Source organism: Frankia sp. CcWB2 (assembly GCF_977927585.1).
This window is the reverse complement of sequence record NZ_CDWRCM010000004.1, coordinates 11,888-26,191: the sequence shown is the minus strand read 5'-3', so window position 1 is coordinate 26,191 and position 14,304 is coordinate 11,888. Positions and strand designations below refer to the sequence as shown.

Sequence of the window (14,304 nt, the reverse complement as noted above, 5' to 3'; positions counted from 1 at the left end):
TCTACAGCCCTCCGGTGCGGGTCTTGGTCGAACGCATGCTCACCCAGTCAGACAACGATCTCGCCGAGAGCCTGGGACGGCTCGTCGCCCACCGGCGGGGCCTGCCCGCCTCGTTCGCCGGCGCCACCCACGCAGTGAGGGGCGTCCTCGCCGAGGCGGGCATCCCCGTCGCCGGGATGACACTGGCCGACGTGAGCGGCTTGTCCATCGCGAACCTGATCATGCCCATGACCCTTGTGGCCATCCTGCGCGCCGCGGTCCTCCCCGGTCGGCCGGCGCTGCGCACCGTTCTCACGGGGCTGCCGGTAGCCGGGTTTTCCGGTACGCTGGGTGACCGCTACACCACTGGCGACACCGCCATCGGAGCGGGCGATGTCCGGGCGAAGACCGGCACTCTGCACAACGTCAGCAGCCTCGCGGGCCAGCTCGTCGACGCGGACGGCAGGCTGCTCCTCTTCGCGTTCCTCTCGCCCGCCGAAGAGGCGGGCGGCACCAAGGCCGCCCTCGACCGGGCCGCCGCGGCGCTCGCCGGCTGCGGATGCACCCCGGCCCGGTCGACGACCGCGGCGATCCCGCCGGCACCATCGCGCCCACCGGCCTGAGCGGGACCGTCGGCCTGAGCGGGACCGTCGGCGCCCCCGGCGCGTCCCGTCCCGTTCTCGGCACGGTCCATGACCGGACGCAGACGACGGGCGAGCCCGGTACGCTCAGATTCGTGGACGCCGAGCTGGTCGACTGGGAACTCGCCGTGACGACGGCGAGAAAACTGGTTCGCCCCGGCCCGCAGATCTCGCGGGAGCAGGCCGGCGAGGTCGTCTCCGAGCTGCGGCGACTGGCCGTCGAGGCCGAGCGGCACGTCGAGGACTACACCCGGCTCACTCCCGCCGGGCCGGCCACCCCCATCACCGTGGTGGACCGGCCGGAGTGGGTCCGCTCCAACGTCGCCGGTCTGCGGGTGCTGACCTCCCCGTTGCTGGACAAACTGTCCGAACAGCAGCGCGGCAACCTCGCCGCGGCGGTCGGTCGGCGGGTCACGGGGGTCCAGATCGGCACAGCCCTGGCCTATCTGGCCGGCAAGGTGCTGGGCCAGTACGAGGTCTTCCTGCCGCCGGAGGAGTACCAGGCTGGGAGGGACGATCCGGGTCCGCTCAACGTGCCCGGGTCGCTCGGGGTGCCGGGGTCGGTCGGGGTGCCGGGGTCGGTCGGGCGCCTCAGCCTGGTCGCACCGAACATCGCGCACGCCGAGGCAGCCATGGGGGTCGTGCCGCGGGACTTCCGGATGTGGGTATGCCTGCACGAGCAGACCCATCGCAGTCAGTTCACCGCCGTGCCGTGGCTGCGGACCCACCTGGAGTCCGAGATCACCGCGTTCATTGAGGCCACGGACCTCGATCCAGACGTCCTCGCGGACCGCGTCCACTCGGCGATGAGCGCGCTGCGCGGGGCGGTGTTCGACCGGGGAGCCGACAGCCCGAGCGTCGTGGAGGCGCTGCAGACCCCGGCCCAGCGAGCGGTTCTCGACCGCCTCCAGGCCATCATGACGTTGTTGGAGGGCCACGCCGACCAGGTGATGGACGCGGTGGGACCGAAGATTGTACCCACCGTCGCCGACATCCGGACGAAGTTCGAGGGTCGCCGCGGCGGGGGATCGCCGATCGACCGGTTCGTCCGCCGGCTCCTCGGTCTCGATCTCAAGCTGCAGCAGTACCGCCAGGGGGGGGCGTTCGTGCGTGCGGTGGTCGCGCAGGCCGGGGTGACAGGCTTCAACACCGTCTGGGAGTCACCGGCGGCGCTGCCGACCCGCGCCGAGCTGGTCGATCCCACCGCCTGGATGCAACGGGTCCTGGGCAGCCGCCCGCCGATCTCGGCGTGAGCACCATGGTCGTCGGGGCCGCGGGGGTCGCCGACTCCCCGGGCTGTTCCACGTCCGCCTTCCGGCCGACGTTGTGACCCCACCGATCGCTGGTGAGGACCACGCCGGCCATGCCGGCGACGTCCGACCGGGCGATCCGGCTCCGCGCACGGTTCACTCGTCGAGATCTCCCGCTCCCGCGGTCGCGGCAGTCAGGCTGGCGGTTCGCCGCGCGGTCACCGACTTGCCACCCGGCGGACTGGTGCTGGTCGCCTGCTCCGGCGGCCCGGACTCCCTGGCACTCGCCGCGGCCCTCTCGTTCGTCGCCCCCCGCCGCGCCCTGCGGGCCGGCATGGTCACGGTCGATCATGGTTGGGACGCCGGCTCACCCGAACGGGCGGAGCGCGTCGCCCGCCAGGGTCGGGCCCTCGGCCTGGATCCGGCGGAGGTCCTGACCGAGCACACTGCTCGCTCCGAGGGGATCGCCCGACAGGCACGGCGGGCCGCGATCGCGGCGGCCGCCGATCGGCTCGGCGCCCAAGCGGTGCTTCTCGGCCACACGCTGGACGACCAGGCCGAGACGGTGCTGCTGAGGCTCGCGCGGGGCGCGGGCGCCCGGTCCCTCGGGGGGATGTCGGCCGACGACGGCCTGCTTCGCCGGCCACTGCTCGGGATCCGCCGCGCGGACACCAGGGCCGCCTGCCTCGCCGAGGGGCTCGAGGTGTGGGACGACCCGACGAACCGGGACCCGGCGTTCACCCGGTCCCGGGTGCGTCACACGGTCCTGCCGGTGCTGGAGACGGAGCTCGGCCCGGGCATCGCCGAGTCGCTGGCGCGCAGTGCCGATCTGTTGCGGGCCGACGCGGACGCCCTGGACGCCATGGCCGCCGAGGTCTACGGCAAGGTCGTCATGGCTCGTGGCCGGCCGTGCACCGGCGAGGTCGCCTTCGACGTCGCCGCACTGGCCGGGCTCACCGCGGCGCTCCGCGGTCGGCTGCTGCGCCGGGCGGCCATCGACGTCGGAGCGTCGGCCTCCGCGCTGCGCGCGGAGCACATCTGGGCGGTGGAGGAGTTGGTAACGCGGTGGCGCGGACAGAAGCCGGTACCGCTTCCCACCGGCGTGCTCGCCCGGCGATGGGAGAACAGGGTCACGCTGACCGGGCCGGTGGTTCCTCCACCGTCGTCAGCCGGCCCCGCCGCCCGACAGCCGGATGCCGCCACCCCGCCACACATCGAGGAGGACGACCAGGTGAGTCAGGCCGCGACGACGACCCCCGACGCCGGAGGCGCCCATGACGGCCTCCGGCACAGCCCGCATCCCGACATCGCCGAGGTCCTGGTCAGCTCGGACGAGATCGCCGCGAAGATCGTCGAGCTCGCGGCCAGAGTGGACGCCGACTACGCCGGCCGGGAGATCCTGCTCGTGGGCGTGCTCAAGGGCGCCGTCATGGTCATGGCGGACCTGTCCCGCGCGCTGACGGTCCCGCTGACCATGGAGTTCATGGCGGTCTCCTCGTACGGGTCGTCGACCTCCTCGTCCGGCGTGGTGCGCATCCTCAAGGATCTGGACCGGTCGATCGAGGGCCGGGACGTCCTGGTGGTCGAAGACATCATCGACTCCGGGCTGACCCTGTCCTGGCTGCTGAAGAACCTGCGCTCACGCGGCCCCGCCTCGCTCGAGGTCCTGGCGCTCTTCCGTAAGCCCGAAGCTGTCACCGTGGACGTAGATGTCCGATATGTCGGCTTCGATATTCCCGGCGCGTTCGTCGTCGGGTATGGTCTTGACTACTCGGAGTATTATCGAACCCTGCCGTTTGTCGGGACCCTCACACCCGCGGCGATCGAGCGGGGCGCCCCGGCCTGAACCTGCCGGCCTTCCGCCCGCTCGGATACGCCCTCGATCGCCGCATCCGCCACGAGCGAAACACCGAACACCATCAGACCGCCACGATCGGAACAGCGCGGGCCGCCGATCCGTTGGTCGGATGTACACGCGGTGAGATGCGCGCACCGGCGGTACCCTCGGCACAAGGGAATCCCGATCGAGGGCAGCACACACGTCAGGAGGGTGGAGCGCTCGTGTCCGGTGCTCCAGACAGATGACTCCAAGAAGAATTTTCCGCGGCTGGGTGCCACTGCTGCTCCTGGTCCTGTTCGTGATCATTCTCACGACGGGTGTCCTCTCGGGTCCCAGTGAGTACGGCAAGCGAGACCTGAACTTCGTCCAGCAGCAGATCGACGAAGGCCAGGTGGCGAAGGCCAAGATCCAGGATTCGAAGCAGCTCATCCAGATCCAGACGAAGGACGGCCAGAAGTTCGAGTCGTCCTATGTCACCGAACAGGGTGTCGTCCTGGCGAACGAGCTCCGCAACACGCGGGTCGCCTACGACGTCTCGGTCGACCGTGGAAACATCCTGGTCTCGCTCCTGCTAAACCTGCTGCCCGTACTGCTGGTCGTCCTTCTGCTGTTCTTCTTCATGAACCAGATGCAGGGCGGCGGTAACCGGGTCATGAACTTCGGCAAGTCCAAGGCGAAGCTGGTGAGCAAGGACACGCCGAAGACGACGTTCGCCGACGTGGCCGGTGCGGACGAGGCCATCGAGGAGCTCGAGGAGATCAAGGAGTTCCTCGAAAACCCGGGCAAGTTCCAGGCGATCGGAGCCAAGATCCCCAAGGGGGTCCTGCTCTACGGCCCGCCAGGAACCGGCAAGACGCTGCTGGCCCGGGCCGTCGCGGGTGAGGCCGGGGTGCCCTTCTACTCCATCTCGGGCTCCGACTTCGTCGAGATGTTCGTCGGTGTCGGCGCCAGCCGGGTCCGCGACCTGTTCGAACAGGCCAAGGCCAATGCGCCCGCCATCGTCTTCGTCGACGAGATCGACGCCGTGGGCCGCCACCGCGGAGCGGGACTCGGCGGTGGCCACGACGAGCGGGAGCAGACGCTCAACCAGCTCTTGGTCGAGATGGACGGGTTCGACGTCAAGGGCGGGGTCATCCTCATCGCCGCGACGAACCGGCCCGACATCCTCGACCCGGCCCTGCTGCGGCCCGGCCGCTTCGACCGGCAGATCGTCGTGGACCGGCCGGACCTGCTCGGCCGCGAGGCCATCCTGCGGGTGCACTCCAAGGGCAAGCCGATCGGCCCGGACGCCGACATGATGGTCATCGCCCGGCGGACCCCCGGGTTCACCGGTGCCGATCTCGCCAACGTACTGAACGAGGCGGCCCTGCTGGCCGCCCGCTCCAACCTGAAATTCATCTCGTCGGCGCTGCTCGAGGAGTCCATCGACCGCGTGATGGCGGGACCGGAGCGCAAGACCCGCGCGATGAGCGACAAGGAGAAGAAGCGCATCGCTTACCACGAGGGCGGCCACGCCCTGGTCGCGCACGCACTGCCCAACTCCGACCCGGTGCACAAGGTGACCATCCTGCCCCGGGGGCGCGCGCTCGGGTACACGATGCAGCTTCCCCTGGAGGACAAGTACCTCTCGACCCGTTCGGAGATGCTCGACCGCCTCGCCGTCCTCCTCGGCGGGCGCACCGCGGAGGAGCTGGTGTTCCACGACCCGACCACGGGGGCGAGCGACGACATCGAGAAGGCCACCCAGATCTCGCGAGCAATGATCACCCAGTACGGGATGAGCGACAAGCTCGGCGCGATCAAGTTCGGCACCGAGAACAGCGAGGTCTTCCTCGGCAAGGAGGTCGGCCACCAACGCGACTACTCCGAGGAGGTCGCCAGTGAGATCGACATCGAGGTGCGCCGGCTGATCGAGGCCGCACACGACGAGGCCTGGGAGATCCTGGTGACCTACCGGGACGTCCTGGACAACCTCGTATTGCGGCTGATGGACACCGAGACGCTGAGTAAGGACGAGGTCGCCGAGGTCTTCGCGACGGTCCAGAAACGCCCCGTGCGTGGCATCTACACCGGGGTGGGGCGTCGCGTCCCCTCCGACCGGCCACCGGTGCAGACTCCGGCCGAGCTCGGCCTGCTGACGGCGGATGTCGCCGACCTGGTGAACGACCCGGGCCACGGTAATGGTGCCGCCGGACGCGGACCGGGCGGCAACGGAACCGGGGGCAACGGGGCCGGCGGTCACGGTCAGCCCACCGGCGTGCCGGGGGCACCCGCGGGCTCGGGCCCCGGGGTCGACCCGCCCGGTCCGGGCGGGGGGGTACCGCACGGCACGGATGTCGGTGGTCCGGGTGGGAATGGCAGCCCCGGGGGGCACGGTTATCCCCAGGGCCGGGGCACGCCGGCGCCCCCCGGAGGCGAAGGTCCGGCCCATGACGGGCCGAGGATCGCCAACCCGTGGGCCCCGCCGAGCTGGCCGAGCGACGACGAGAGGAGACGCCGTTGACGTCTTATTCCGACGGGGCGTCCACTGCCGCGGGCGAACGACGAGGTGAATCATCTCCCGCGGCGGAGGCCCCAGGAATGGACGGTTTCGGCATCCCGGACCCCATCGCCGACGGCGACGGACCGGCTGTGTCAACCCCGGCGCCGGGCAATGGCAGGCCGCGGCAGGCCCGTCCCTTCGACCATGACCGAGTCGCACGCGCAGTTCGTGAGCTACTGATCGGGATCGGCGAGGACCCGGACCGCGAGGGTCTTCGCAAGACCCCGGACCGGGTCGCGCGGGCGTACCGGGAAGCCGTCGAGGGTCTTGGCCGGGATCCCTCCGAGGTCCTGACCACCGTCTTCGATGAGGGCCACGACGAGATGGTGCTGGTCCGTGACATCGATTTCTCGTCGCTGTGCGAACATCACCTGGTCGTGTTCTCCGGCAAGGCGCACGTCGCCTACATCCCCAACAGCAAGGGCCAGATCACGGGCCTGTCGAAGCTCGCCCGGCTGGTCGACCTCTACTCCCGTCGCCCGCAGGTCCAGGAACGGCTGACCTCGCAGATCGCGGACGCCCTCGTCGAGGTGCTCGACCCGCGCGGAGTGATGGTCGTCATTGAGGCGGAGCACCTGTGTATGTCGATGCGCGGTGTGCGCAAGCCCGGGGCCACCACGGTGACATCCGCGGTGCGTGGCCAGTTCCTCAGCACCGCTACCCGCAACGAGGGCATGTCGCTCATCCTGCACAGGTAGCTCCGGGTAGCAGGGATTACAGGCGGCAGGCCTGAATCCCGGAGACGAGGATGCCCCGGGCACCCAGCTCCCAGAGATCGTCCATCATGCGGTTGACCTCGGCGCGCAGCACCATCGCCCGCACCGCGACCCAGTCCTCGCGCTGCAACGGAGAGATCGTCGGGGACTCGTAGCCAGGTGTGATTTCGCATGCCTTGTCGAGCACGGCCGTCGGAACGTCGTAGTCCATCATCACGTACCGCCGGGCGACCAGAACCCCCTGGATCCGGCGCAGCAGACGCTCATGCGAAGGGGACAGATCGGCGCCCCTCTTGGCGATCACGATGGCCTCCGAGTGCAGGACCGGCTCGCCGAGCAGCTCCAGACCCGCGGCCTTGAGCGTACGGCCGGTCTCGACCACGTCGGCGACCGCGTCGGCGACGCCGAGCCGCACCGCCGTCTCGACCGCACCGTCCAAAGTCACGATGCCACCCGGGGTGGCCCCCCGACCGGCAAGGTCGGCCCGGACCAGCGCGGGGAACGACGTCGCGATCCGCTTGCCGGCGAGCTCCGTGATGTCCGCGAGCGTCCCCTCCGGAGCGGCGTAACGAAACGTGGCGAACCCGTATCCAAGCGGAACGAGCTCCTCGGCGGCGGCATTGCTGTCGAGGAGGAGATCGCGCCCGGTGATACCAAGATCGAGACGACCCGACCCGACGTAGACAGCGATATCCCGAGGGCGCAGGAAGAAGAACTCGATGTCGTTCTCGACGTCGGCGACCACCAGCTCGCTCCCCTCGCGCCGCGCGAGGTAGCCGGCATCGGAGAGCAACTGACCGGAGGCGGCCGACAACGCCCCCTTGTTCGGAACCGCGATACGAAGCATCGTCACTACTCAGCGTCTACGAGAAAGGACAGGGAATCGATCACAGATGGGAGTATACGTCGTCTAACGAAAGGCCTAGAGAAATCATCAGCAGCTGACTCCAGTAGAGTAACTGGGAGATCTCCTCGGCGGCCCTTCCCCGGCCTTCGTGCTCGGCCGCCATCCACGCTTCAGCGGCCTCCTCGACCAGTTTCTTGCCCAGATGGTGGACGCCCTGATCGAGCGCGGCGACAGTTCCCGAGCCGGGTGTCCGACGCCGCCATTTCTCGGCAAGCTCGACGAAGAGTTCGTCGAATGTTTTCAGGTTGGATACATTCGACGAATCGGATGCGCCGACGGATGGCACGGCGGGCCGATCGGCAGGGACCATGCTCGGCATGCTACCCGTCACCGGGCGGACGACCTCCGCCCCGCAGGCCCGCGGCGCGGAGCGGCACACGACGACCACAGACACGCGCTCCGCGGCCAGCCGGCGAGCCGGTGCGACGGAGTCCCTCCACCGGCCGCCATGTTGCTGGTTAACTTGATGACTGTGCTTCCGCCCGCGATCATCGCCACCGACCTGGACGGGACGCTGATCCGCAGCGACGGCACGGTGTCCGAACGCACCCGCGGGGCGCTGCGCCGGGTGGAACGCGCCGGGGCGACCGTGGTGTTCGTGACGGGACGACCCAGTCGGGTGATGGCCGGCGTCGTCGCCCAGACCGAGGTCTCTGGGCTCGCGATCTGCGCGAACGGCGCGCTGGTCTTCGATCTCGACTCCGGCGAGCCGGTCAGCCATCGCTGCCTGGAGTCGGCCACGGCCCTGCGGCTGGCGGCGGCGATCCGCGCCGCGGTTCCCGACGCGGTGTTCGCGGTCGAGAGCGGCGTGCGCTTCGGCCGGGAACCCGCCTTCGAGACGATGTGGCCCGATCCCGAGGAGATCGTCGCGGAGTTCTCGGAGCTGCTGGGCGTCCTGCCGGCGACGAAACTGCTTGTCCGGCGGGGCGGCGCTCCGTTTACGGAGGTGTACGACGCCATCGTCGAACTCGCCGGGATGGACGCCGTCGTCACAACCTCCAGCGCGGACCTTCTCGAGATCGCGGGACCGGGGGTGTCGAAGGCGGTGGCACTGGCTGAACTCGCCGCCGGGCGGGGGGTGATCGCCGCCGACGTCATCGCGTTCGGAGATATGCCGAACGATCTACCGATGTTCGCTTGGGCCGGATACGCGGTCGCCGTCGCGAATGCCCATCCCGAAGTACTGGCCGCCGCCGACGAGATCACCGTGTCGAATGATGAGGACGGGGTCGCGATCGTCCTGGAGCGTCTTTTCCCATAACTACAATGATCTTCTTGGGTATTCTGGTCCATCCCGATCCCGACCGGGCCGCATACCGGGCCGGGCACTCTTCGTGAATACCCTCCGGCCGGTTCCCGGCCGACGACGGGGATTCCCGGCGGACCGCGGCGTTGATGCCTGCCCGGCCGGATCCGGACACGGCAGCGCCTCCCGGTCTCGCGCTCTCGCAGCGTCTGCATGCGCAGCGTCATCCGAGCATGCCGCCCCGACATCCGTCGCACAGACGGGCCAGGATAGGGGCATGGCAACCCTCGTCCAGAACTCGGCCTCATCCGGGCTGCCGGCTCACGAGATCGACGGCGAGTTCCTCGCGCTGCCGCGCACCGCGCTCGCCGACGCGGCTCTGCAGACCGCACGTGATCTCGGCGCGACGCACGCCGACATCCGCATCGAACGGCTCAAGGACTCCTCGCTGTCGTTCCGCGACACCTCGCTGGAAAGTCGCCATGAAGGCGCGACGCTGGGTTTGGCTGTCCGGGTGGTACACGGCGGCACCTGGGGTTTCGCCGCCGGCGTCGACCTGACGACGGACGAGGCGGCGCGGCTGGCCCGCGAGGCCGTCGCGATGGCCCAGGTCGCCGCCCCGCTCAACTCCGAACCGGTCGAACTCGCCCCGGAACCGACCCACACCGACGCGGTCTGGGTCTCGGCCTACGCGACCGACCCGTTCGCGGTCGACGCCCGGGACCGGGTCGAACGGGTCGGCGGCCTGTGTCGGACGCTGTTCGCGGCGCACGATGTCGACCATGTCGACGGCCGGTTCAGCGCGGTGATGGAGAACAAGTACTACGCCGACCTGACCGGGACCACGACGACACAGCAGCGGGTGCGGGTGATCTGCCAGATCGAGGCGACCCGGGTCGATCCCGCGGGCGGCTTCGAGTCGATGCGCACGATCGCCCCGCCCGTCGGTCGCGGCTGGGAGTGGCTGGTGGCGGGCCCCGCGGCCGGCTGCTGGGACTGGGAGAGCGAGATCGACCTGATCCCAGGTCTGCTCGCCGAGAAGTCCGGGGCCTCCTCGGTCGAACCAGGGCCGTACGACCTGGTCATCGACCCGTCGAACCTGTGGCTGACGATCCACGAGTCGATCGGGCACGCCACCGAGCTCGACCGGGCGCTCGGCTACGAGGCCGCCTACGCCGGTACCTCCTTCGTCACCCTCGACCAGCTGGGCACGCTGCGGTACGGCTCCCCGGCGATGACCGTCACCGGGGACCGCACGGCCCTGCACGGGCTCGCGACCATCGGCTACGACGACGAGGGCGTGCAGACCCGCCGGTTCGACATCGTCCGCGACGGCCAGTTCGTCGGGTATCAGCTCGACCGGGCGATGGCGGCCCGCAATGCCGCCGTGCTCGGTGTCGACCGCTCCAACGGCTGCGCGTTCGCCGACTCCCCCGCCCATGTGCCGATCCAGCGGATGGCGAACGTCTCCCTGCTCCCGGCGCCCGGCGGCCCGTCGACCGAGGAGCTGATCAGCCGGGTCGACCGCGGCATCTACGTCGTCGGGGACAAGAGCTGGTCGATCGACATGCAGCGGTACAACTTCCAGTTCACCGGCCAGCGGTTCTACGAGATCCGCTCTGGTCGCATCGTCGGCCAGCTCCGCGACGTCGCCTACCAGGCGACGACGACCGACTTCTGGGGGTCCCTGGAGGCCGTGGGAGGCCCCGAGACCTACGTGCTGGGCGGTGCGTTCAACTGCGGCAAGGGCCAACCCGGCCAGGTCGCGGCCGTCAGCCACGGCTGCCCGTCGGCTCTGTTCCGCGGCACCAACATCCTCAATGCTCGCCGAGAGGCCGGTCGATGAGCCGGCCGGCCGGACCGGAACCAGTCTCAGCCGACGGAGGAAGCATGGTGCGCGAGGCCACCCACGAGATCGTCGAACGCGCCCTGGGCCTGTCGAAGGCGGACGGCTGCGTAGTGATCGCCACCGAGTCCAGTGCGGTGAACCTGCGCTGGGCCAACAACACGTTGACGACCAACGGCGCCAGCCGGGACCGGTCGATCACCGTTATCAGCGTCATCGGCCGCTCGTTCGGGGTGCGGACGGCCTCCACCATCGACTCCCCCGGTCCCGGCGGCCGCCCCACCGCGCGTCCCACCGACCTGCCGCATCCCACCGATGCCGACGGCCTCGCGGAGCTCGTCCGCGCCGCCGAGGACGCGGCCCGGGACGCCGAGGATGCCGAGGACTACACGGACCTGCTCGGGCTGGACACAACGGCCGTCGGCGCGGGTGCGGGGTCGGCGGGCGGCGCGGCCGAGGCCTTCACCGATCCGGCCGCCCGAACCAGCACCACGGTGTTCGCCTCCTTCGCCCGGGACCTCGCGGAGGCGTTCGCCGCGGCGCGGGCGGGCGGGCGGCGGTTGTTCGGCTTCGCCGAGCACAATCTGACCACCACGTGGCTCGGGACGTCGACGGGGCTACGGCTGCGGTACAGCCAGCCGACCGGCAGCGTGGAGTGGAACGCCAAGAGCGGCGTTCCCGGTGGCTCGGTCTGGCACGGCCAGTCGACCCGTGACTTCACCGACGTCGACGTCGCGGATACCGACGCGGCGCTGCGCGACCGGCTGGCCTGGTGCGAACGGTCGCTGGAACTGCCGGCCGGCCGGTACGAGACGCTGCTGCCGCCCTCCGCGGTGGCGGATCTGATGATCTACATGTACTGGACGGCTGCCGGTCGGGACGCGGCCGAGGGCCGGACGGTCTTCAGCCGGGCCGGCGGCGGCACGCGTCTCGGCGAGGCGATCGGACCGGCGGGGCTGCGGCTGGCCAGCGATCCGCACGACCCGGAACTCGCGACGACCCCCTTCGTGACCGCGCAGTCCTCCTCGTCGATGTCCAGTATCTTCGACAACGGGCTGGCGCTGAGGCCCACCGACTGGATCTCGGACGGCACCCTCGCCGCCCTCGTGGAGACCCGCGCGTCCGCCCGTGCCACCGGGGTCCCGACCACCCCGATGATCGACAATCTGATCCTGGACGGCGGAGGCTCCGCGTCGCTGCAGGAGATGATCGCCTCGACGAAACGCGGGCTCCTGCTCACCAGCCTGTGGTATATTCGCGAAGTCGATCCCGAGGTGCTCCTGCTCACCGGCCTCACCCGGGACGGGGTCTACCTGGTGGAAAACGGTGAGGTCACCGGGGCCGTCAACAATTTCCGCTTCAACGAGTCACCGGTCGACCTGCTCGGCCGCCTGGCCGAGATCGGCGCCACCACCCGCACCATGGCGCGGGAATGGGCGGACTGGTTCACGCTCACCCGCATGCCCGCGGTACGGATCCCCGACTTCAGCATGTCCTCGGTCAGCCCGGCGAACTGACCGCCGGGCCTTCCGGGGACGGACGCGGATGCTCTCGTACCTGGTCACCCCGCCGCCGGGCCGACGGGGTTCTCACATCCTGGACGGTTAGGACGTCAGCAGGTTCGCGTGATCCTCCCACCAGCTGTAGAGGCTCGACAGGCTGGCACCCTCCTTGGACACCGCGACCTTGTCGTCGTCGAAGCCCCAGGCGATCCGGTAGTCACCGTTGCTGAGACGGATGCAGACAAGCGGTCCGCGTTCGTCGCCGTTGTGGTTCCACCGGCTGGACCCCTCCTCCCCGGAGCGGCATCGGCCGGTCCCGTCCACGTGGGACCGCTGCCCGGCGAAATAGTCGTTATAGGCGCTCCGGGTGGAGAATTTTCGCAGATAGACCAACGTGGTGTCGGTTGCCGTCTTGCAGGAGATCGCTGCGATCGCGTCGTATTTCGATTCCAGGTCGGCGCGCCCCCTTCACGTCGAACGATTGAGAACGGAAGCCTTGAGAAGATCGTAGAGGCTTTCCTGACTCGCCGTGAACCGTGGGACGGTTGACGGGCTGGCCACAGGCGGGTCCGGTGGATCTGATTCCGCCACGGTCGTCGACGGTACGACGGCGGGAGTCGGGGACGGCGCGGCGCTCGGCGTCGCGGCCACGGTCGCGGGCGCGGGCGCGGGCGCGGGCGCGGTGACCATGGCTGGCGCTGTTCGCGGCGACGCGGGGCTGGTCGTCGGCGTGCGGAGGGTCGGGTGAGCCGGTGGGGTCCAGGGAGCAACGGTCGCCGGTCCGCCCGCCGAAATCGCCGTCAGGCGCCAGACGCCGACCATGGCCCCGGATGCCAGCAGGAGGACGGTGAGGACGACCGCGGGAACGACCAGTCTCCGGCCCCGCCGTAGGCCTCGCGCATCCGTTGGCCGACCGGGTGCGCGGTCGCCTTCAGAAACCTTGTGGTGCACGATGGTTGGCGACTCGCTCGTGTCCCTCGCTCTCGGCGCGCCCTGGCTGCCGTCGGACGCCGTTCTCAGGGAACCCTCCGGATCGCTGAGAACGGTGTCGTCCAAGGGAACGGAGGATGCCGGTGAGACCCCCAGCGCGCTGGTCCCGACGTTGCGGCCAAGAGCGTCAAGCTCCTCGACGATCTCTGTGACGGAAGGTCGCCGCTCCAGATCGAGGGCCATCATCCGTCGGATCAGGCTCCGCAGCTCCGGCGGGATGTTCACCGGCAGCTCGGGCACGTTCCCGGCAAGTATGCGCCGAAGTATGGTCGCCGGCCCGTCACCGGGACGGGGCGCGAAGGGCGCGACACCCGCGAGCAGGGTGTGCAGGGGGGACCCGAAGGCGTAGACATCCGCAGCGGTTCCGTACTGGCCGCCGTTCAGGACCTCTGGCGCGCAGTGGATGGGAGTATAAACGGCAAGGCTTGCGGACGCACCCGGATCGGCCATGATGGCGGCCGTACCGAAGTCGCTGAGAACGATATGCCCGTCCGGGGTGACGAGCAGGTTGCTGGGCTTGATGTCCCGGTGGATTATGCCGGCGCCGTGCGCGGCGACAAGCGCCCGGGCCAGCCGCGTGCCGACACCGATGGCCTCCGGCACGGACAGCGCGCCACCGTCCCGGATCCGCTCGGCCAGGGAGCCATCGCGGAGGTACTGCATGACGGTGAACGGTCTTCCGTCAGCCGTCGTTCCTGCTCCGAAGACGCTCACGACCTCCGGAAGATGGGACAGCCTGCCAACCGCCTGGCATTCACGGCTGAAACGGCGGGCGGCGTCGCCGCCTCCCAGGGCAGCATTGATAATCTTGATTACCACGGTTCTGGCGAAAAGATTCTGATGGG

The 14,304-nt window shown here is 69.8% G+C and carries 12 protein-coding genes; 8 read left to right on the top strand and 4 right to left on the bottom strand.

Annotation, left to right across the window (positions count from 1 at the left end; genetic code table 11):
- The 5 genes from dacB to folE form a co-directional block, all read left to right on the top strand.
- A partial coding sequence (gene dacB / locus ACY45C_RS01355) for a D-alanyl-D-alanine carboxypeptidase/D-alanyl-D-alanine endopeptidase (protein WP_462185856.1) occupies nt 1-602 on the top strand: 602 nt, incomplete at its 5' end.
- A gap of 113 nt (nt 603-715) precedes the next feature.
- Nucleotides 716-1,873 carry a zinc-dependent metalloprotease gene (locus ACY45C_RS01350; protein WP_462185869.1) on the top strand — a complete coding sequence of 386 codons (1,158 nt, stop codon included), beginning with the start codon at nt 716-718 and terminating at the stop codon, nt 1,871-1,873.
- A 73-nt stretch (nt 1,874-1,946) separates the two neighbouring features.
- Entirely contained in the window at nt 1,947-3,716 is a 1,770-nt protein-coding gene (hpt, locus tag ACY45C_RS01345) for a hypoxanthine phosphoribosyltransferase (protein ID WP_462185855.1), read from the top strand.
- A gap of 235 nt (nt 3,717-3,951) precedes the next feature.
- A complete protein-coding gene (gene ftsH, locus ACY45C_RS01340; RefSeq protein WP_462185854.1) occupies nt 3,952-6,213 on the top strand; it encodes an ATP-dependent zinc metalloprotease FtsH in 2,262 nt (753 codons plus the stop codon).
- The gene (gene folE / locus ACY45C_RS01335; RefSeq protein ID WP_462185853.1) at nt 6,210-6,950 is read left to right on the top strand and encodes a GTP cyclohydrolase I FolE; all 741 of its coding nucleotides are present in this window, start codon (nt 6,210-6,212) and stop codon (nt 6,948-6,950) included. Before ftsH ends, folE begins: the two co-directional genes overlap by 4 nt.
- Nucleotides 6,951-6,966: 16 nt before the next feature.
- On the opposite strand, the gene hisG is transcribed toward folE, so the two are convergent.
- A complete protein-coding gene (gene hisG, locus ACY45C_RS01330; RefSeq protein ID WP_462185868.1) occupies nt 6,967-7,815 on the bottom strand; it encodes an ATP phosphoribosyltransferase in 849 nt (282 codons plus the stop codon).
- A 40-nt stretch (nt 7,816-7,855) separates the two neighbouring features.
- The gene (locus ACY45C_RS01325) at nt 7,856-8,185 is read right to left on the bottom strand and encodes a phosphoribosyl-ATP diphosphatase (RefSeq protein WP_462185852.1); all 330 of its coding nucleotides are present in this window, start codon (nt 8,183-8,185) and stop codon (nt 7,856-7,858) included.
- A 156-nt stretch (nt 8,186-8,341) separates the two neighbouring features.
- On the opposite strand from ACY45C_RS01325, the gene ACY45C_RS01320 reads away from it, so the two are divergent.
- The 3 genes from ACY45C_RS01320 (at nt 8,342) to ACY45C_RS01310 (ending at nt 12,484) form a co-directional block, all read left to right on the top strand.
- Nucleotides 8,342-9,136 carry a Cof-type HAD-IIB family hydrolase gene (locus ACY45C_RS01320; protein ID WP_462185851.1) on the top strand — a complete coding sequence of 265 codons (795 nt, stop codon included), beginning with the start codon at nt 8,342-8,344 and terminating at the stop codon, nt 9,134-9,136.
- Between the two features lie 262 nt (nt 9,137-9,398).
- The gene (locus tag ACY45C_RS01315) at nt 9,399-10,967 is read left to right on the top strand and encodes a TldD/PmbA family protein (RefSeq protein ID WP_462185849.1); all 1,569 of its coding nucleotides are present in this window, start codon (nt 9,399-9,401) and stop codon (nt 10,965-10,967) included.
- Nucleotides 10,964-12,484, top strand: coding sequence for a metallopeptidase TldD-related protein (locus ACY45C_RS01310; protein ID WP_462185848.1), 1,521 nt, complete (start codon nt 10,964-10,966; stop codon nt 12,482-12,484). The genes ACY45C_RS01315 and ACY45C_RS01310 overlap by 4 nt, the downstream gene beginning before the upstream one ends.
- An 87-nt stretch (nt 12,485-12,571) precedes the next feature.
- On the opposite strand, the gene ACY45C_RS01305 is transcribed toward ACY45C_RS01310, so the two are convergent.
- Both ACY45C_RS01305 and ACY45C_RS01300 read right to left on the bottom strand, forming a co-directional pair.
- Nucleotides 12,572-12,862, bottom strand: a complete 291-nt coding sequence (locus ACY45C_RS01305) for a hypothetical protein (protein WP_462185847.1) — start codon at nt 12,860-12,862, stop codon at nt 12,572-12,574.
- A gap of 75 nt (nt 12,863-12,937) precedes the next feature.
- Nucleotides 12,938-14,304, bottom strand: a 1,367-nt coding sequence (locus ACY45C_RS01300) for a serine/threonine-protein kinase (RefSeq protein ID WP_462185846.1), incomplete at its 5' end; no start/stop codon positions are given.